Below are 19,436 nucleotides of genomic sequence, written 5' to 3' on the forward strand. Positions count from 1 at the left end.
GACGTGACGCGCATCTCTTCACGGCCCCAGCGCCCCTCACGGGTACTAATCTCCGCCGGAGAGCATGTGAACAACCGTTAAGACCGGCCGTGCAGGGACCAGCTGCAGAGGCGAACAGAAACCAAGGGGTGCACACGTGGCCAGGAAGCTCGCCGTCATCGGAGCCGGACTCATGGGGTCCGGCATCGCGCAGGTCTCCGCCCAGGCGGGCTGGGACGTGGTGCTGCGCGACGTCACCGACGAAGCCCTGACCCGTGGACGTGACGGCATCAAGGCCTCGTACGACAAGTTCGTCTCCAAGGGCAAGCTGGACGCGGCCGACGCCGAGGCCGCGCTCGCCCGCATCACGACCACCACCGACCTCGACGCGGTCGCCGACGCGGATGTCGTCGTCGAGGCCGTCTTCGAGAAGCTGGAGGTCAAGCACGAGATCTTCCGGGCCCTCGACAAGATCGTCCGGGACGACGCCGTCCTCGCCTCCAACACCTCCGCCATCCCGATCACCAAGATCGCGGCCGTGACGGAGCGCCCCGAGCGCGTCGTCGGAGTGCACTTCTTCTCGCCGGTCCCGATGATGCAGCTCTGCGAACTCGTACGCGGCTACAAGACCAGCGACGAAACCCTCGCCACCGCACGGGAGTTCGCCGAGTCCGTGGGCAAGACCTGCATCGTCGTCAACCGCGACGTGGCCGGCTTCGTCACCACCCGGCTGATCTCGGCGCTCGTCGTCGAGGCCGCCAAGCTGTACGAGTCGGGCGTCGCCTCGGCCGAGGACATCGACATCGCCTGCAAGCTGGGCTTCGGCCACGCCATGGGCCCGCTCGCCACGGCGGACCTGACCGGCGTCGACATCCTGCTGCACGCCACGAGCAACATCTACACCGAGTCGCAGGACGAGAAGTTCGCCGCGCCGGAGCTGATGCGCCGGATGGTGGACGCAGGTGACATCGGCCGCAAGAGCGGGCAGGGCTTCTACACGTACTGATCGTTTTCGGTCCTCCGGTTTGCCTGATCCGCCGTCGATCAGGCCCGGAGGTCCGGGGGAGTCTCCCGGAAGCAGTGGATCCGAGTGGCCCTCGCCGCACCTCGGTCACTCCACGGGGTGAATTCGGTATCGGTTCGCTTACAGACGGAAACTTCCCTGTCTCCGCCGGAGTCAGTTGTGGCAGAGACAGAACAGACAGACGAACCTTGCTACGGAGCATTCCAGGGGAGCGCATATGCACATCAGGGGCGACCACGCCGAGCTGGTCGTCGGGGGCCGCCTCGACGTCCGAAGCGCGGCGGACGCCCGTACGGCCCTGCACTCGGCCCTCGACGACGGCGTCGGCGACCTGGTGCTCGACCTGACCGAGCTGGATTCCTGGGACGCCACCGGACTCGGCGTGATCATGGGCGCACACCGCCGGGCCGGCCGGGCCGGGCGGCGGCTGGTGCTCCGTGGCGTGCCGCCACAGATGCAGCGCCTGCTGGTGGCGACCCGGCTGCACCGCATCCTGGCCATCGAGGGCGGAATCGCCGCGGACTCGCTGCCGCGCGTGTAGGGGCGTCCGACCGGTGAGTGACCGACCGGCGGGAGCGTCCGATCCGGCGAACGGCCACCGGCCGTGCGCCGCGGCCGAAACCGTACAATCCGCACGAGAACGTGCGCTTCGGGCGGCGTGACCCCCCGACTGTGCGGGGACCCCGTGCGACGGTCTAGGGTTCGGCCGTCCGCCGATTGACGAACCCACCGGGCGGACACCGGACCAGAAGCGACAGCGGGGCGTGCGAGGCCGGAGGGGCAATCGTGCGCGACGCGTCTGGGGGCTTTGGCGATGGACCCGACACACCGGGGACCGGAACAGTACGGCCGGGACAACGACAGCTTCGGTGAGGGGCCCGGCCGCAGACGGCCGGCCCGCGACCAGCTGACCCCGGATCCCGGTCAGCCGACGCCGCCGCAGGCGCGCGTCGTCCGGCTCATATCGGGCGACTACCTCCTCACCGTCAACCCGGTCGACGGCAGCGAGGTCGAGCTGTGCCCGCCGGGGGAGCAGCCCGGTCCTCCGGCCCGGCGCACCGCGGCCGGGCGCGCCGCCCGCGAACGCGCCACCGCGCCGCCCGTACCGCCGGGCCCGCCCGCCCCCCAACTGCCTCTCCTGGAGCGCGCACAGGAGCGCGAACGGCTGGTGCGCCTGCTGGCCCAGGGCCGCTCGGTGCGCCTCACCGGACCGGCCGGATCGGGCCGTACGGCACTGCTGGACGCCGTCGCGGCCGACTGCGCGGACCTCGCACCGGACGGAGTCGTACGGCTCAGCGGCTACAAGCGCACCGCCGCCGACCTGCTGCACGGGCTCTTCGAGGCCGTCCACGACTCGCCGCAGCACCGCCCCGACCGCGCCGGGCTGCTCGACAAGGTCCGGAGCATCGGGGCCGTCGTGCTGATCGACGACCTGGAGTTCGGCGGGGCCGCGCTGGAGGAGCTGCTCGACGCGACGCCGGAGTGCGCCTTCCTGTTCGCCACGGTTCCCGATGTCGCCGCGCCCACCACGGACTCGCACCTCGAAGAGGTCTTCCTCGCGGGCCTCGGCCGCGGTGCCGCGGTCGACCTGCTGGAGCGGGCCGTCGAGCGTCCGCTCACCGAGGAGGAGGCGAACTGGGCGGGGGACCTCTGGTTCGAGTCCGAGGGGCTGCCGCTGCGCTTCGTCCAGGCGGGCGCCCTGCTGCGCCAGCGCGACCTGCTGCGTACCGACCCCGAGGCGTACGGCGTGTTCGGCGGCGGCGACGGCCGGCCCGCGGACGTCCCCTTCGGGCACGACCAGGACGTCGACGGTGTCCACATACCGCTGCCCAGCCTCGGGGAGGGCGCTGCCCCGGCCGCGCTGCTCGCCTCACGGCTGAGCGGGTCCGCCCGCGACACCCTGCGCTTCGCGGTGGCCCTCGGCGGCGAGGTGCCGCACCAGGCGCATCTGCCGGCGCTCATCGGGGACACCCACGCGGACGCCGCGCTCGGCGAGCTGGCCGGCTGCGGGCTGCTCTCCCCGGCAGGCCCCCGCTACCGGCTGGCCGCCGGTGTCGTGACCCAGCTGGAGGCCGCCGGATACGGCGAGGACGCCACCGACCGGGCGCGGACCGCGGCCCAGCACTACGCCTGGTGGGCCGGTCACCCCTCGGTCACTCCCGAGCGGGTGACGGCCGAGGGCGACGCGGTCGTCGCGGCGATGGCGCAGTTGGTGCCCGGCGACGGGGCGGGACAGACCAGCGTGGCCGTGCTGCTGGCCCGCAGCGCCTCGCCGGCCTTCGCGGCGGGCCTGCACTGGGGAGCCTGGGAGCGGGCGCTGCGGATCGGCCAGGAGGCGGCCAGGATCGCCGGAGAGGTCGCCGAAGAGGCGTACTTCCACCACGAGCTGGGGGTCCTCGCGCTCCTCGCCGGCAATCCGGACCGGGCCAGGGCCGAGCTGGAGACCTCGATCAGCATGCGCGGGGCGCTCGCCGACAAGTCCGGCGCGGTGGCCGGACGGCGCGCGCTCGCCCTGGTCGCGGACCGGTCCGGCGGCCCGCTGCCCGTCGTCCTCACCCCGCCGGGCGAGGAACTGCCGGTCCCACGGGCCGAGGAGCCGCCGGCGCAGTCCACCCGTCCGACGCCTTCGGTGACGCAGACGCTGTCGGGGCCGTACGGCGCCCCCACGGTGATATCGCGGCAGAGCCCCGCCAAGGCCGCCGGGGGCGCCCGGGGAGGCCGCTTCGCGGTGCTCGCCGGGGCCCGGCGCAATCTGGTCGCGACGGCCGCGGGCGTACTCCTGACCGGTGTGCTCGGCACGGTGGTGGCGCTGGGGCTGACCTCCGGCGACGACGACGTCCAGGGGAACCAGGACGTCACGACCGAGCAGTCGCAGAGCCAGGACGACGGCGAGGACGAAGTCCCGGCCGACAGCCCGGCGGACGGCTCGACGCCCGGCGTCCCGGCATCCAGCGGCAGCGCGGCGACGCCCGGCCCGTCGGGCAGCGAGATCACGCCGAGCGGCACCGGTACGCCGTCCACGGACCCCTCGGGACCGAGCGACAGCCCGTCGTCGGACACCCCGTCCAGCAGCAGGCCGCCGTCGCACAAGCCGACCAAGTCGCCTCGCCCGACGAAGTCGCCCACGCCGACGAAGTCGCCCAGCCCGACCGGGAGTCCGACGGACACCGACTCCCCGACGCCGACGGACACCGCCACCGAGCCCGAACCGTCCTCGCCCGACACCTCCGACTCGGCGAGCGGGCCCTCCTCCTCGTCGTCCTCGGCCACGGCGAGCGCGGACAGCAGCCCGACGGTGACCTGAGCGGCCCCGGAACCGACGAACGCCGGACGTGACACACACGTCCGGCGTTCGGGAGCGGAGGGAGCGGGAGAGGTCAGAACAGCCGCAGCTTGTCGTCCTCGATGCCGCGCAGCGCGTCGTAGTCGAGAACGACACAGCCGATCCCGCGGTCCGTCGCCAGCACCCGCGCCTGCGGCTTGATCTCCTGGGCCGCGAAGATGCCCTTGACCGGGGCGAGATGGGGATCGCGGTTGAGCAGCTCCAGATAGCGGGTCAGCTGCTCCACGCCGTCGATGTCGCCGCGCCGCTTCAGTTCCACGGCGACGGTCTGGCCGTCGGCGTCCCGGCACAGGATGTCGACCGGTCCGATGGCGGTGAAGTACTCGCGGCGGATCAGGGTGTAGCCCTCGCCGAGTGTCTCGATCCGGTCGGCGAGCAGTTCCTGAAGATGTGCTTCGACGCCGTCCTTGATGAGGCCCGGGTCGACACCCAGCTCATGGGACGAGTCGTGGAGGATTTCCTCCATCGTGATGATCAGTTTCTCGCCCGCTTTGTTCACCACGGTCCAGATGCCCGCGGTGTCGTCGCTGCCCTCCTTGAGGGTGCAGGGCGGTGACATCCAGTTGAGGGGTTTGTACGCCCTGTCGTCGGCGTGGATCGACACGCTCCCGTCCGCCTTCACCAGGATCAGACGGGGAGCGGAGGGCAGGTGGGCCGTGAGCCGGCCGGCGTAGTCCACGGAGCAGCGGGCGATGACGAGACGCATGGTCGGCAACGCTACTCGACGAGAGGTGTTCCACGCGATTCTCCCCCTGTCACACCCGTCACCGGGGTTGCTCACGAGGGGTGCCGTTCGGGCTTGCCCCTCTTTGCGCCCCTTCGCCAATGGCCGGTTGTGTTCCCAATCTCCTGGTGCGGCCAGGACTGCACCCTTACCGTGGAAGCAGGAGGTCGCCGTCTGTGTACGCTGCGTCGCCGTCCTCCTTCCCTGCCCGTAAGGCCCCGGCCCGGCGTCGGGGTCGCGAGAGGAGAACCCATGTCGCTCGACGTCTCACCGGCGCTGTTGGAACAGGCCGAGCGAGGCGAGGTCGACGAAGCCGACTTCGTCGACTGCGTCCGGACCTCCCTGCCCTACGCATGGGAGATGATCAGCTCGTTGGTGGCTCAGCTGAAGGTCGACGGCGGGGAGTTCGCCGACAACCAGACGCCCCCGCCCAACGAACAGGCACGTGGTCAGCTGCTGCGCGCGCTCGCGAGTGATGCGATACGCGGCGCGCTGCAGCGGCACTTCGGGGTGCGTCTGGCATTCCAGAACTGCCACCGCGTCGCGGTGTTCCCGCTGGATGCCTCGGTCGACGAGCGTCTGGCCCGCTTCACCTCGGTGAGGGGCCAGTTGCTCAATCAGTCGCCCGAACTTCGGGACTGCTAAACGCTTCTGCTGCCGTTCCGGGCGAGATCGTGCAACTCGCTCCGGGGCGGCAGCCCCGCACCTCTCACGACTCGTCAGGTGAGCAGCGGGAGCACTTCGGTGCCCAGCCGCGCCACGTTCTCCTCCGTGGCCGTCAGATCTCCCGACCCCTCCACCAGGAGCGCGAAGCGGGTGATGCCCGTCCGCTCGGCGGTGGCGGCGAGCCGGTCGGCGGCGAGCCGGGGCGGGCCCACCGGATGAAGGCCGCACAGCAGCTCCGTGTACGCGACCGGATCGCGCATCACCCGGTGCCGGTCGTCGACCGTCACATGGGCGTCCAGCCCTTGTCGCAGCCAGCCCGGCATCGCCTTCACGAGCGTCTCCACCGCGTCCTCGGAGCGGTCGGCGATCTGGGCCACCCCGGCGGACACGTGCCCGGCCTCCCGGACGCTCTCGGGCGAGCGGCCCGCGGCGAGCGCGGTGGACCGCCACAGGGCGACCATGTCGGCCTTCTCCTGGTCCCCGCAGTGCATCCCGAGCAGCATCGGCAGGCCGTTCTCCGCGGCGAGCCTCACCGTTCCGGGAGAGGTGCACGCGACGACCACCTCGGGTCCGGAGCCCTCGCCGTCCCCGGCGAGCGGCTCGTCGGCCCGGGGCACCACGGCGACCTCGCGGAAGCCGTACCGCTCCCCGCGCCCGGCCACCCGCGGCTTGCCCAGCCAGTCGAGCAGCAGCTCCAGGGACTCCGGGAAGCCCTTCTCGTAGGCCTCCAGGCCCCCGCCGAACACCTCCAGATCCACCCAGGGGCCGCCCCGGCCGACGCCGAGGGTGAATCGGCCGCCGCTGGTGAGGTGGAGCAGCGCGGCCTGTTCGCCGAGCGCCACCGGATGCTGGGTCGGCAGCACGCTCACCGCCGTGCCCACCCGGATTCTGCGGGTGCGGCCGAGCAGCAGCGCGGCCAGGGTGACGGCGGACGGGCAGACCCCGTACGGCACGAAATGATGCTCTGCCAGCCAGACCGAGTCGAGCCCGGACTCCTCCGCGACCTCGGTGGACCGGATCGCGCGGTGCAGCGCTTCCCCCGGCCCCTGCCCCGGAAACTGAGCTGCCAGTACGAACGTTCCCACGCGCATCGCCAATTGCCTCCTTGCGGCCGACGCGGCTCTCCCCTGTAGAGCAACAACGCCTGACACGTGCCAAAGGCACGGTCCGCAGGCAGGTTGTTGCGATTTTCCGGTAACTCACCCCGCCCGGGACGGCGCCCCGCGAGGCGCCGGACGCCCGGGTCGGCCAAATGGCCCTACGCTGGACGGGAACTGCCCAGACTGCCCCGTGAGGTGTCACGTGTCCCCGCGCCGCAACCGCCCCCGAGGCGGCGAGAGTCCCCACGACAGCACCGCGGCACCGGGGGACCGGTACGGCGGCGGCGGGCGGGCCGAGGAATGGCAGGGCGAGCAGTGGTCGGTCCGCCCGGTCAGCGGCGCGAGCGCGGCGGGCAAGCGGTACCGCTGCCCCGGCTGCGACCAGGAGATCCCGTCCGGCGTCCCGCACCTGGTGGCCTGGTCCGAGTACGGCGGGATCGACGACCGCAGGCACTGGCACAAGGCGTGCTGGAACGCGAAGGACCGCCGCACCACACAGGTGCAGCGGTCCAGGAACGCGCCTCGCTACTGAGCCCCTCCGGGCGGGGACGGGTCAGACGTCCCGGCGGTTCAGGGTGCCGAACGCACCGAGCAGGGCCACGGCCGTGACGCCGAGCATGATCCACAGCGGATCCCAGCCGGACGGTCCCGAATCGGCGACCGAGGTGGAGTAGAACGCGCTGAGCTGATTGGGGATCGAGTACTGGAAGAGCGCCAACCGCAGTTCGGAGAGCGACCTCGCGAACATGAACATGGCCAGCACGAGCGGCAGCAGCACCACTCCGATCATGATCGTGATCGCACCGGCGGAGTGCCGGATGAGAGCGCCGACCGCGAGGGAGAGCAGTCCCAGCGTCGCGGTGTAGAGACCGACACCGACCGTCGCGCGCAGCCATTCGCCGCCGCTGGGCGTCGCGCCGTCGATGAACGCCGTCTGCATCACCGCGACCACCGCGGTCGTCACGGTCGTGATCACGAAGGTGAGCAGGAAGAAGACGATCGCCTTCGCGCACAGCACCCGGGCGCGGCTGGGGCAGGCGGTCAGCGTCGTACGGATCATGCCCGTGCCGTACTCCGACGCGATGGTCATCACGCCGAGCGTGATCACACAGATCGAGCCCAGCAGCACCCCGAAGAAGCCGAGGCTGAGCACCGGCGTCGAGCCGAGATCGGTATCGGAGCTGTCGACCGCGACCGCGGCCAGCAGCCCGATCCCGAGCAGCAGCACGATCATGACGCCGAGCGTCCACATCGTGGAGCGCACCGAGCGGATCTTGGTCCACTCGGAGGCGATCGCATCGCCGAGGGTGGCCCGGCGCACCGGGATCGGCGAGGTGTAGGGACCGGCCGGCGCGGCCCGGGGGCTGTGCTGCGGGGCCGGGGCCTGCCGCTGGGACGGCGCCTGTGGGGTCGGCGGCGTTGTCATCGGGCGTCCTCGCTGGTGTCGCGCTTGGTCAGGTCTGCGGGGGCCGCGGCGGGCTCGGCCGGGGCCCCCGCGTGCGGGATCTGTCCGGGCGGCGGCGGGGCGTACCAGTTCTGCTGGGGCGCCTCGGGGACCGGCGGCTGCCCGTACCCCGGCTGCGCGTACCCGTGGTCCGCCGGCTGCTGGAGACCTGCCTTCTGGTCCGCCGTCGAGCGGTAGTCCACGACGCCCTGGGTCATCCGCATGTACGCCTCCTCCAGCGAGGCCTGGTGCGGTGAGAGCTCCCACAGCCGGACGTCCGACTCGTGGGCCACATCGCTGATCCGCGGCAGCGGCAGCCCGGTGATCCGCAGGGCCCCGTCCGGCTCGGACATGACCTGTCCGCCCGCCTCGGTGAGCGAGGCGGTCAGCTTCTCGCGCCGCTCCGCGAGGCCGTCGGCGACCCGTACCCGGGCGAAGTCGGCCGAGTTCGCCGAGATGAAGTCCTTGACGTTCATGTCGGCGAGCAGCTGACCCCGGCCGATCACGATCAGATGGTCGGCGGTGAGCGCCATCTCGCTCATCAGATGGCTGGAGACGAAGACCGTACGCCCCTCGGACGCCAGCATCTTCATCAGATTGCGGACCCAGAGGATGCCCTCGGGGTCCAGACCGTTGACGGGCTCGTCGAAGAGCAGCACCTGAGGGTCGCCGAGCAGCGCCGCGGCGATCCCGAGCCGCTGGCCCATGCCGAGCGAGAAGCCCTTGGACCGCCGCCGCGCGACGTCCTGGAGGCCGACGACGCCGAGCACCTCGTCGACCCGGGCGGCGGGGATACCGGCGAGCTGGGCGAGCGAGAGGAGGTGGTTACGGGCGCTGCGCCCGCCGTGCACCGCCTTCGCGTCCAGGAGCGCGCCCACCTGGCGCGGGGCGTTCGGCAGACTGCGGAAGGGGTGGCCGCCGATCGTCACATGGCCGGAAGTCGGCTGATCCAGGCCCAGGATCATGCGCATGGTGGTGGACTTGCCCGACCCGTTGGGACCCAGGAAGCCGGTGACGGTGCCCGGCCGCACCCGGAAGGAAAGGTTGTACACGGCCGTCTTCGCGCCGTAGCGCTTTGTCAGGCCGACTGCCTCGATCATGCTTCAGCCCCATCGACTCACAGCTGTCGTCGGGGCCCAGGCCGAGCGGCCGCACACCCCCGTAAGACTTAGGAGGATATCCAGGCTCCGACGGTTCCGGCCAAGCCGTTGCGGGCGCGCGTCGCTGCCCGGACGGGGCGAACGGTCACGCGTCGCGCTTCTTGAGTACGAGATAGCCTCCGACCAGCGCGGCCGCCACCCAGGCCAGGAGGATTCCGAGCCCGCCCCACGGCCCGTACGGAGCCGGGTTGCTGTGCATGGCGTCGGGAACCACCTGCATGATCTTGGACCCGGCCTGGTCGGGGAAGTAGCGGGCGACCTTCTTCGCCCCCGGGACCGCCGACAGGATCTGGGAGACCAGGAAGAAGAACGGCATCAGGATGCCGAGCGACAGCATCGAGCTGCGCAGCATCGTGGCCACACCCATCGAGAAGATCCCGATCAGGCCCATGTAGATGCCACCGCCGACGACCGCGCGCAGAACGTTGTCCGCACCGATGTCGGTGTGGTGGTCGCCGAGCAGGGCCTGTCCGAGGAAGAACGAGACGAAGCTGGTCGCGATGCCGACCACCAGGGCCAGCACACCGGCCACCGCGACCTTGCTGAACAGGAATGAACCGCGCTGGGGCACGGCCGCCAGTGAGGTGCGGATCATGCCGGAGCTGTACTCCGTACCGACCACCAGCACCCCGAAGACGACCATGGCCAGCTGGCCGAGGACCATGCCGGAGAAGCTGATGAGGGTCGGGTCGAAGGTGGCCCGCTGCGCCACCGGGAGGTCGTCGAACTGGGCGTTCATCAGGGCGCAGAGCGCCGCGCTCATCGCGACGGTGACGACGAACGCGGAGATCAGCGTCCAGACGGTCGAGGAGACCGTACGGATCTTGGTCCACTCGGAGGTCAGGACCGCGGGTACCGATGCCATCGTCGTCACACCTCCTTGCCGGTGCCGCCACCGGTCCGCTGGTTCCATTGATCGCCCCACTGCGGGCCCGCGGGCGGTGGCACCGCGGCGTGGTCCGAGTGTGCGTGGTACTCCACGGAGTCCGCCGTCATCTGCATGAACGCGTCCTCCAGCGAGGCCCGCTGGGCACTCAGCTCATGCAGCACGATCTGGTGCTGCGCGGCGAGCTCGCCCAGCGCCTCGGTCGTGGCACCGTCGATCTCCAGCGTGCCGCCGCCCGTCTCGACCACGATCAGGCCCGCCTCGTGCAGCACATCGCGCAGCCTCTCCTGCTGCGGCGAGCGCAGCCGTACGTAACTGCGGGAGTTCTGGTGGATGAAATCGGCCATCGAGGTGTCGGCGAGCAGCCTGCCCTGGCCGATCACGATCAAGTGGTCCGCGGTGAGGGCCATTTCGCTCATCAGATGGCTGGAGACGAAGATCGTCCGGCCTTCCGCGGCGAGCGCCTTCATCAGATTCCGGATCCAGTGGATGCCCTCGGGGTCCAGACCGTTGACGGGCTCGTCGAAGAGCAGCACCTTCGGGTCGCCGAGCAGCGCCGCCGCGATCCCGAGACGCTGGCCCATGCCGAGGGAGAAGCCCTTCGACTTCTTCTTCGCCACCGCGGTCAGGCCGACGGTGTCGAGAACCTCCGCGACCCGGCTCTCCGGGATGCGATTGCTCTGCGCGAGACAGAGCAGATTGTTGTACGCGCTGCGTCCGCCGTGCATCGACTTGGCGTCCAGCAGCGCACCGATGTACTTGAGGGGTTCTTCCAGGTCGCGGTAGTGCTTGCCGTCGATGCGCACCGAACCGCTGCTCGGGTTGTCGAGATCGAGCATCATCCGCATCGTCGTGGACTTGCCCGCCCCGTTGGGCCCCAGAAAGCCCGTCACCATTCCGGGTCTGACCTGGCAGGAAAGCCGGTCGACGGCAACCTTGTTGCCAAAGCGCTTGGTGAGGCCATCGAGCTCGATCATGCGTTCACGCTAGAACGGCCGCGCGCCCGGCGCCACCACAAGGGCGGAACCGGGCGCGCAAGGAGGATGCTGAAGATCTTCAGTGTCCTCCTGGGGCACAGCTGCGGTACTCGGGGTCAGCGGCCCTGCTGGGCCGGGACGCCACGGGTGACCGGCTCGTCGTCGGCGGGGGTGCCCGCCGCGGCGACCGCGGCACCGGTCAGCGTGGCCAGCATCTCGCGGACGTTGGTCAGCTGGGCGTTGATCGAGTCGCGGCGGTTGGTGAGAGCCGCCAGCTCGCGCTCCGACTCGCTGCGGATCCGGTCGGCCTTGGCGTTCGCGTCGGCCACGATGTCCTCGGACTGGCGCTGCGCGGTCTCCACCGTCTGGCGGGCCCGGCGCTCGGCGTCCGTACGGAGCTTCTCGGCCTCCAGGCGGAGCTGCTCGGCGCGGTGCTCGATCTCGGCGAGGCGCTTCTCGGCCTTGGCCTGACGGGACGCGAGGTCGCGCTCCGACTGGTCGCGGCGCTTGGCCAGGTTGGTCTCGAAGTCCGCGGCGGCCTGGGCGGCCTTGGCGCGGGTCTCCTCGAAGAGGGCATCCGCCTCCTCGCGCTTCTGCGCGGCGTCCTTCTGGGCCTCCGTACGCAGCGAGCCGGCCTCACCCTTGGCCTTCTCGACGATCCGGACGCCCTCGTCCTCGGCCTTCGCCTTGCGCTCGGCGGCGAACGTCTCGGCGTCGTTGCGCACCTGCTGGGCGGCCGACTCGGCGAGCTCACGGTGCTGCTCGGCGGCGCGACGGGCCTCCTCACGCAGGTCCTTCGCCTCCTCCTCGGCCAGGCGGAGGATCTTCTCCACCCGCGCGCCGAGGCCGGCGTACGACGGCTCGGCGTCGCTCACCTGGGCCTGAGCGTTCTGCGTTTCGAGGTGGAGCTCCTCGATGCGCTTTTCCAGAGACGTGATGCGGGTCAGGGCACTATCACGGTCGGCGACGAGCTTGGTAATGCGGTCATCCACCTGACCGCGGTCGTATCCACGTCGCACGAGCTCGAAGCCGAAGGGGGAGGAAGGGTCGCTCATGGGGTTCCTGTCGAATGAGACCGGTGAGGTGTTAGAGGGAATCCTAGGGGCCCGGACGGCGTGTCACCGAGCGGATGCCCTTTTGATCTGGAGAATGACACCTCTTTCGAGTGGCTGACCCCCGCAACTCTTGCCACTCGGAGGGTTGAACGTTCCTGTCGGAGCACGGGACCTGACAACGCGACTACCCTTCGGACGACTTGCCACTCGATCGAGTGCCCGCCGAGGCCCCGGCCTTGACGCCACCGGAGGAGCCGCCCGCGCCCTTGCCGCCGCCGGTGGGGGTCTCGAAGGACTCCAACGCCTCCAGCACGTCCTGGACTCGGGAGATCTCGGTGTTGATGTCCTCGCGCCGGCGCACCAGCAGATCGAGCTCGCGCTTGCCCTCCTCGACCGTGCGCTTCGCCTCGGCCTCGGCGTCGGACCGCAGCTTCTCGGCCTCGCGGACCAGCGTGGCCTTCTTCTGCTCGGCCTCCTTCAGCAGCGACTCGGCCCGCTTCACCGCGGCGATCCGGACCTTGCTCGCCTCCGAATTGGCGTCCGCCAGCAGCTCCTTGGCCTTGGCCGCCGCCTCGTCGCGCTGCTCCGTCGCCGCCTTCATCAGGTTGTCGACGCGCTCGCCCGCCGTCTTCATCTGCTCGGAGGTCTCCCGCCGGGCCCGGTCGTGCAGCTCCTCGATCTCGCCCTCGATCCGCGTCCGCAGCTCCTCGGCCCGCTCCCGGATCGCCGTGGCGTCCCGGCGCGCGCCGACCAGCAGCTCGTCCGCGTCCGTACGGGCCCGCTCCACCAGGGAGTTGCCCTCGACCGTCGCCTCCGAGGTGATCCGCACGGCTTCCTTGCGGGCCGCGCCGACCATCGTGTCGGCCTGCTCCTCGGCCTCGGTGGCGGCGCGCAGCGCCTCCTCCTGGGCCTTGTCGACCAGCTGATCGGCCTGTTCGGCGGCATCGGCCCGGCGCTTCGCCGCGGCCTCCCGCGCCTCGTCGAGCAGCCGGTCCGCCTCCTGGCGGGCCTCCGCGCGCATCTGCTCGGCCGCCGACTCCGCGTCGGCGCGCACCCGTTCCGACTCCTCGCGGGTGCGGGCCGCGTGCTCCTGCGCCGAGCCGACGGTGGCCGCCGCCTCCGCACGCAGCCGCTCGGCCTCGTCCGCGGCCTCGCCCGACAGCCGGGCCGCCTGCTGCTTCGCCTCGTCGACCAGCGCGGTGGCCTGCTGCGTCGCCTCGTCGACGAGCCGGGTGGCCTGCTGCGTCGACTCCGTGCCGATCCGCTCGGCCTCGCTCGTCGCCTCGCCCACCAGCCGGTCGGCCTGGGTCGCGGCGTCGGAACGCATCCGGTTGGCGTCCTCGCGGGCCTCGGCGCGGCTGCGCGAGGCGTCCTGCTCGGCCGAGGCCAGCGCGTCGGAGGCCTCGGTACGCATCCGCTGGCTGTACTCGGCGGTGTCCGCCCGCAGCCGCTCCGACTCGCTGATCGCGTCGGCGACGGTCCGCTCGGCCATCGCCTTCGCGGCCTCGGACTCCTCCCGCGCCTCCTGGCGGATCCGGGCCGCGTCCTCGCCGGCCCGCTCCCGCTCGGCGTGCGCGTCGGTGCGGACCCGGTCCGCCTCCTCCTGCGCCTCGGACTTCGTCCGCTCCGCGACATGTTCGGCGGTCGAGCGCAGCCCGGCGATCTCCGCCTCGGCCTGCTCCTGCAGCCCGCTGACCGAATCCCGTACCTGCTGGGCGGTCTGCTCGGCCGCGGAGACCAGCTCGGTCGCCCGGCTGTCCGCCTCCTCGACCAGCCGCTGCGCCTCGGCCTGCGCCTGCTCGACCCGCTTGCGGGCGGAGGCGAGCAGCTCCTCGCTCTGCTCGCGGGCCCGCTCGCGCTCCTGGTTCGCCTCGGTGCGCGCCGCGTCGAGGGTCTCCTCGGACTCCCGGCGGCGCCGGTTCGCCTCCTCCTGGGCGGCGGCCAGCGCCTCGGCGGCCTCCGTGCCGACCCGCTCCGCCGCGGCGGCGGCCTCGGACCGCACCCGGTCGGCGCTCTCCTGCGCCTCGGACTTGAGCCGCTCGGCCTCGGCGGCGGCCTCGGAGCGCAGCCGTACGGCGACGGATTCACCCTCCGCACGGGACTGCGACGCATCCGCCGCGGCCTCGTCGCGCAGCCGCTCCGCCTCGGTCTCCGCCTGCTCCCGCAGCGTCCGGAGCCGCTCGGCGGCCTCCGTCCGCAGCCGCTCGGACTCCTCGTTCGTCTCGCGCCGGAGGCGCTCCGCCTCGGCGCGCGCGTCCGTGAGCGCCTGCTCGGCGGTGGCGACCCGGGCCTTGGCCTCGGTGTGCAGCCGGGTCAGCTCCTCGGCCGCCTCCGCCTGCCGGGCCGCGACCGCGCGCTCGGTCTCCTCGCGCAGCTCCGCCGCCGCCCGCTCGGCCGCGGTGGTGGTCGAGCCCGCCTGCTCCTCGGAGTCGGTACGCAGCTGCTCGGCCTCGGCACGGGCGCGCTCCAGGGCCTCCTCGGCCTGCTTGCGCAGCGTGCCGGCGCGCTCGGCCGACTCGGTGCGGACCCGCTCGCTCTCGGTGCTCGCGGTGGAGCGCAGCTCCTCCGCGTCCGCCCTCGCCTTGGCCAGCAGCTCCTCGGCGGTCTTCGCGCCCTCCTCGATCTGCTGGACGGCCTCGCGGCGGGCCTCGCCACGGATTCGCTCGCCCTCGGCGACCGCCTCGGAGCGCAGCTGCTCGGCCTCGCCGCGCAGCCGGCGCGCCTCCTCCTGGAGCTCGACCGTCTTGGCCCGGTACTCCTTGGTGTCGTCCTTGGCCGCGCCCTTGAGCTGATCGGCCTGCTCGGCGGCCTCGCCGCGCAGCCGGTCCGCCTCGGCCTCCGCCTCGCGGCGGATCCGGTCGGCCTCCTCGCCCGCCGCCCTGGTGGTGGACTTCGCGTCCTCGGACGCCTTGGTCAGCACCTCCTCGGCGCTCCTGGCGGCCTTGGCGAGCTGGGCCGCGGTGTCCTCGGCGGCGGCCGTGCGGGCCTTCTCGGCGGCCTCGGACTTCAGCCGGTCCGCCTCGGCGCGCGCGTCGGCGAGCGCCTGCTCGGCCTCCGCCTTGAGCGTCTCGGCGTCCTTGGTCGCCTCGCCGACCAGCCGGGCGATCTCCGACTTGGCCGTACGGGTGCGCTGCTCGTTCTGCGACTCGGCGGCGGCCAGCCGCTTGACCGCGGCCTCCTTCGCCTCGCCGGTGACCTTCTCGGCCTCCAGCCGGGCCTCGCGCAGCTGGGTCTCGGCCTCCTGCATGCGCTGCTCGGCGGCCCGGTTCAGCTCGGCGGTCTGCTGGCGGGTCTGCTCGGTCTCGGCCGACGTCGACGTACGCAGTCGCTCGGCGTGGCTGGTGGCCTCCTGCGCCTGGCTGGAGGCGGCGTCCAGCAGCCGCTCGGCGTCCTTGCGGGCACGCAGCAGGATCGCCTCGGCCTCGGCCCGTGCCGATTCCGCCTCGGAACCGAGCCGCTGCCTGGTCTCGTCCGCAACCCGGTTCGCCTCGGCGCGCGCGGCCGTCAGGGACTGCTCGGCCTCGGCCCGCGACTCCTCCAGCAGCCGGCGGGCCTGGGACTCCGTCCTGGCCCTGAGCTGCTCGGCCCAGGCGACGTTCTCGTTGACATGGGACTCGACGGTCTGGCGGCGCTCCGCCAGCTCCTGGTCGAGCCGCTGGCGCCGCTGCACCGCCTCGTTGTGCAGCTCGGCCTGGAGCCGCGCCTGGTGCTCGGCGTGCTCCTGGAGGATCCGCTGCGTCTGCGCGCGGGCGTCACGGAGCTCCCGCTCGGCGTCGGTCCGCAGCTGATCCGCCTGGACCTGGGCGTTACGGAGCAACTGGTCGGCCTGATAGCCGATGTCCGCGCTGTCGTACGCGGGACGGGTCGCGAGATTGCGCCGAGCCTCGTGCAGCTTGGCGCGCAAGACCTCGACCTGGTAACCGAGGTCCTCGGCGTGCTGGACGGCCTTCTCCCGGTCGGTCTTCAGCCGGTCCATCTCGGCTTCGAACCGCGAGAGATGGTCGTCGTCAGCTCGGTGGCTCTCCTGGCGTTCGTAGCCCCGCACTGCGCGGTCCCATCCGTCCCCTGGTCGCAACTCTCCAACGAGTACCGTTCACCGGTGAACGGTCCCCCGGGGAATGGTGACAGATCAACGGCTGGGGACGCGGCGCGGCCCCGACCCGGCCCCGGCCCGGAACAGCCCACTCTACCGGGCCGGGTATCCGGAGGTCAGTGCTCCGCTGCGGACGTGACCAGTTCGGTGAGGACTCCATGGCAGTCCTTGGGGTGCAGGAAGGTGATCCGGGACCCCATCGAACCGGTCCTGGGCTCCTCGTACAACACCCTGACCCCCTTCTCCCGGATGTCCGCGGAATCGGCGTCGACATCCGCGGTGCCGAAGGCGATGTGGTGGACGCCCTCCCCGTTCTTCGCCAGCCACTTGCCCACGGCCGAGTCCTCCCGGGTCGGCTCCAGGAGCTGGAGGTAGGAAGCGCCGCCGTCGGACGTATCGTTGATCTTGAGCATGGCTTCACGTACGCCCTGCTCCTCGTTGATCTCGGAGTGGTACACCTCGAACCCGTAGGTCGAGCGGTAGAACTCGACGGTCTTGTCGAGGTCGAAACAGGCGATCCCGATGTGATCGATTCGCGTCAGCATGGAACCAGTGCAGCGCCACACGGATGGTTACGCAACGTGCGCGCCGTCACACCCGCTGCCGGATGACGGGCGAGGTACCGCTCAGTACATTCAAGTAAACCCTCGTTCACTCCTCATCCCAAGGGGCGCCCCTCATGTCTGGAACGACCGGTACCACCTCAGTGATCGTCGCGGGCGCGCGGACGCCCATGGGCCGCCTCCTCGGCTCGCTGAAGAGCTTCTCCGGGGCCGACCTCGGCGGCTTCGCCATCAAGGCCGCGCTGGACCGGGCCGGCATCGGCGGAGACCAGGTGGAGTACGTGATCATGGGCCAGGTGCTGCAGGCCGGTGCGGGCCAGATCCCGGCCCGCCAGGCCGCGGTCAAGGCCGGCATCCCGATGAACGTTCCCGCGCTCACCGTGAACAAGGTGTGTCTGTCCGGGCTCGACGCCATCGCGCTCGCCGACCAGCTGATCCGCGCCGGTGAGTTCGACGTCGTCGTCGCCGGCGGCCAGGAGTCCATGACGAACGCCCCGCACCTGCTCCCGAAGTCCCGCGAGGGCCACAAGTACGGCGCCATCGAGATGCTCGACTCCATGGCGTACGACGGTCTGACCGACGCCTACGAGAACATCCCGATGGGCGAGTCCACCGAGAAGCACAACTCCCGCCTGGGACTGAGCCGCGCCGACCAGGACGAGATCGGCGCCCTCTCGCACCAGCGCGCCGCCGCGGCCCAGAAGAACGGCATCTTCGAGGCCGAGATCACCCCGGTCGAGATCCCGCAGCGCAAGGGCGACCCGGTCCTCTTCGCCAAGGACGAGGGCATCCGCCCGGAGACGACCGCGGAGTCCCTCGCCAAGCTGCGTCCGGCGTTCGCCAAGGACGGCACGATCACCGCGGGCACCTCCTCGCAGATCTCCGACGGCGCGGCCGCGGTCGTCGTCATGAGCAAGACCAAGGCCGAGGAGCTGGGCCTGGACTGGATCGCCGAGATCGGCGCCCACGGCAATGTGGCGGGCCCGGACAACTCGCTCCAGTCGCAGCCCTCCCACGCGATTCTGCACGCCCTCAAGAAGGAGGGCCTGGAGGTGGCGGACCTCGACCTCATCGAGATCAACGAGGCCTTCGCCGCGGTCGCCGTCCAGTCGATGAAGGACCTCGGCGTCACCCCGGAGAAGGTGAACGTCAACGGCGGCGCCATCGCGCTGGGCCACCCGATCGGCATGTCCGGCGCCCGCGTGGTGCTGCACCTGGCGCTGGAGCTGAAGCGGCGCGGCGGCGGCACCGGCGCGGCGGCGCTGTGCGGTGGCGGTGGTCAGGGCGACGCGCTGATCGTCCGCGTCCCGGGCAAGTAGTACGTTCCGGGCCAGTGGTACGCGGTACACGTAGAGCACGCAGCGAGTGAACGGAGCGGTGATGGTGGACGTCCCCACCCTGGTCGAGCAGGCACGTGCGGGCCGGCCGCGGGCCGTGGCCCGGCTCATCTCCCTGGTGGAGGGGGCGTCGCCGCAGCTGCGCGAGGTGATGGCGGCCCTGGCGCCGCTGACGGGCAACGCGTACGTCGTCGGCCTGACCGGCTCGCCCGGTGTCGGCAAGTCGACATCGACGTCGGCGCTCGTCTCGGCGTACCGGCGGGCCGGCAAGCGGGTCGGCGTCCTGGCCGTCGACCCGTCCTCGCCGTTCTCCGGCGGGGCGCTCCTCGGCGACCGGGTCCGGATGTCGGAGCACGCCTCCGACCCGGGCGTCTACATCCGCTCCATGGCCACCCGCGGCCACCTGGGCGGCCTCGCCTGGTCGGCACCGCAGGCGATCCGGGTGCTGGACGCGGCGGGCTGCGAGGTGATCCTGGTGGAGACGGTCGGCGTCGGCCAGTCGGAGGTGGAGATCGCCTCCCAGGCCGACACCTCCGTCGTCCTGCTGGCACCCGGCATGGGGGACGGCATCCAGGCGGCGAAGGCCGGAATCCTGGAGATCGGCGATGTGTACGTCGTCAACAAGGCCGACCGGGACGGCGCGGACGCCACCGCGCGCGAGCTCAACCACATGCTGGGCCTCGGCGAATCACGGGGCCCCGGCGACTGGCGGCCGCCGATCGTGAAGACGGTCGCCGCCCGGGGCGAGGGCATCGACGAGGTCGTCGAGGCACTGGAGAAGCACCGGGCGTGGATGGAGGAGCACGGAGTGCTCGCCGAGCGGCGCGCGGCCCGCGCCTCCCGCGAGGTCGAGACCATCGCCGTGACGCGGCTGCGCGAGCGCATCGGTGATCTGCACGGCGACCGCCACCTCGGCGCGCTCGCCGAACGTATCGTGGCGGGCAGCCTGGACCCGTACGCGGCGGCGGACGAGCTGGTGGCGGGGCTCACCGGCGAGGTGTGATCCGGACGGGACGACGGGCGGGTCCGGGGGCGGTGTGCGGGCCGCTCCGGGACCCGCCCGGTCGTGCGTCCCGGCCGTCCCG

The 19,436-nt window shown here is 71.7% G+C and carries 16 protein-coding genes; 7 read left to right on the top strand and 9 right to left on the bottom strand.

All coding sequences use genetic code 11. The features are described 5' to 3' along the window. Nucleotides 1–136: 136 nt before the first annotated feature. From ACFV8T_RS21490 to ACFV8T_RS21500, 3 genes are all read left to right on the top strand, one after another. Entirely contained in the window at nt 137–985 is an 849-nt protein-coding gene (locus ACFV8T_RS21490) for a 3-hydroxyacyl-CoA dehydrogenase family protein (protein ID WP_266426553.1), read from the top strand. A gap of 235 nt (nt 986–1,220) precedes the next feature. Continuing rightward, complete coding sequence (locus tag ACFV8T_RS21495) at nt 1,221–1,544, top strand: STAS domain-containing protein (RefSeq protein ID WP_072486732.1); 324 nt, start codon at nt 1,221–1,223, stop codon at nt 1,542–1,544. Between the two features lie 273 nt (nt 1,545–1,817). Continuing rightward, nucleotides 1,818–4,307, top strand: coding sequence for an ATP-binding protein (locus ACFV8T_RS21500; RefSeq protein ID WP_385329647.1), 2,490 nt, complete (start codon nt 1,818–1,820; stop codon nt 4,305–4,307). A 73-nt stretch (nt 4,308–4,380) separates the two neighbouring features. Here ACFV8T_RS21500 and nucS read toward each other — a convergent pair whose 3' ends face one another. Continuing rightward, nucleotides 4,381–5,052 carry an endonuclease NucS gene (gene nucS, locus ACFV8T_RS21505; RefSeq protein ID WP_385329649.1) on the bottom strand — a complete coding sequence of 224 codons (672 nt, stop codon included), beginning with the start codon at nt 5,050–5,052 and terminating at the stop codon, nt 4,381–4,383. A 270-nt stretch (nt 5,053–5,322) separates the two neighbouring features. Here nucS and ACFV8T_RS21510 point away from each other — a divergent pair, with 270 nt between their 5' ends. Further along, nucleotides 5,323–5,715 carry an SCO5389 family protein gene (locus ACFV8T_RS21510; RefSeq protein ID WP_072486734.1) on the top strand — a complete coding sequence of 131 codons (393 nt, stop codon included), beginning with the start codon at nt 5,323–5,325 and terminating at the stop codon, nt 5,713–5,715. 74 nt (nt 5,716–5,789) lie between these two features. Here ACFV8T_RS21510 and ACFV8T_RS21515 read toward each other — a convergent pair whose 3' ends face one another. Next, nucleotides 5,790–6,827, bottom strand: coding sequence for an LLM class flavin-dependent oxidoreductase (locus ACFV8T_RS21515; protein ID WP_385329652.1), 1,038 nt, complete (start codon nt 6,825–6,827; stop codon nt 5,790–5,792). A 211-nt stretch (nt 6,828–7,038) separates the two neighbouring features. Here ACFV8T_RS21515 and ACFV8T_RS21520 point away from each other — a divergent pair, with 211 nt between their 5' ends. Next, a complete protein-coding gene (locus tag ACFV8T_RS21520; RefSeq protein WP_266426571.1) occupies nt 7,039–7,368 on the top strand; it encodes an ATP/GTP-binding protein in 330 nt (109 codons plus the stop codon). A gap of 21 nt (nt 7,369–7,389) precedes the next feature. On the opposite strand, the gene ACFV8T_RS21525 is transcribed toward ACFV8T_RS21520, so the two are convergent. The 7 genes from ACFV8T_RS21525 to mce form a co-directional block, all read right to left on the bottom strand. After that, nucleotides 7,390–8,262 (bottom strand): ABC transporter permease subunit, encoded by an 873-nt coding sequence (locus tag ACFV8T_RS21525; RefSeq protein ID WP_385329655.1) that lies wholly within the window; start codon nt 8,260–8,262, stop codon nt 7,390–7,392. Then, nucleotides 8,259–9,380 carry an ATP-binding cassette domain-containing protein gene (locus ACFV8T_RS21530; RefSeq protein WP_385329657.1) on the bottom strand — a complete coding sequence of 374 codons (1,122 nt, stop codon included), beginning with the start codon at nt 9,378–9,380 and terminating at the stop codon, nt 8,259–8,261. Before ACFV8T_RS21530 ends, ACFV8T_RS21525 begins: the two co-directional genes overlap by 4 nt. 145 nt (nt 9,381–9,525) lie before the next feature. Then, nucleotides 9,526–10,305, bottom strand: coding sequence for an ABC transporter permease subunit (locus ACFV8T_RS21535; RefSeq protein WP_385329659.1), 780 nt, complete (start codon nt 10,303–10,305; stop codon nt 9,526–9,528). A gap of 5 nt (nt 10,306–10,310) precedes the next feature. Further along, the gene (locus tag ACFV8T_RS21540) at nt 10,311–11,303 is read right to left on the bottom strand and encodes an ABC transporter ATP-binding protein (protein ID WP_385329661.1); all 993 of its coding nucleotides are present in this window, start codon (nt 11,301–11,303) and stop codon (nt 10,311–10,313) included. A gap of 116 nt (nt 11,304–11,419) precedes the next feature. After that, nucleotides 11,420–12,358: a cellulose-binding protein gene (locus tag ACFV8T_RS21545; protein WP_266426585.1), complete on the bottom strand. Its 939-nt coding sequence runs from the start codon at nt 12,356–12,358 to the stop codon at nt 11,420–11,422. Nucleotides 12,359–12,542: 184 nt separating this feature from the next. Beyond that, nucleotides 12,543–16,403 (bottom strand): polarized growth protein Scy, encoded by a 3,861-nt coding sequence (gene scy, locus ACFV8T_RS21550; protein WP_385329663.1) that lies wholly within the window; start codon nt 16,401–16,403, stop codon nt 12,543–12,545. Nucleotides 16,404–16,567: 164 nt separating this feature from the next. Then, nucleotides 16,568–16,996, bottom strand: coding sequence for a methylmalonyl-CoA epimerase (gene mce, locus ACFV8T_RS21555; RefSeq protein ID WP_124716340.1), 429 nt, complete (start codon nt 16,994–16,996; stop codon nt 16,568–16,570). Between the two features lie 134 nt (nt 16,997–17,130). Here mce and ACFV8T_RS21560 point away from each other — a divergent pair, with 134 nt between their 5' ends. Next, nucleotides 17,131–18,333 (top strand): acetyl-CoA C-acetyltransferase, encoded by a 1,203-nt coding sequence (locus ACFV8T_RS21560; protein ID WP_385329666.1) that lies wholly within the window; start codon nt 17,131–17,133, stop codon nt 18,331–18,333. 61 nt (nt 18,334–18,394) lie between these two features. Further along, complete coding sequence (gene meaB / locus ACFV8T_RS21565) at nt 18,395–19,354, top strand: methylmalonyl Co-A mutase-associated GTPase MeaB (protein WP_385329668.1); 960 nt, start codon at nt 18,395–18,397, stop codon at nt 19,352–19,354. Nucleotides 19,355–19,436: the final 82 nt, after the last annotated feature.

This window comes from Streptomyces sp. NPDC059832 (assembly GCF_042731715.1).
GTDB lineage: Bacteria > Actinomycetota > Actinomycetes > Streptomycetales > Streptomycetaceae > Streptomyces.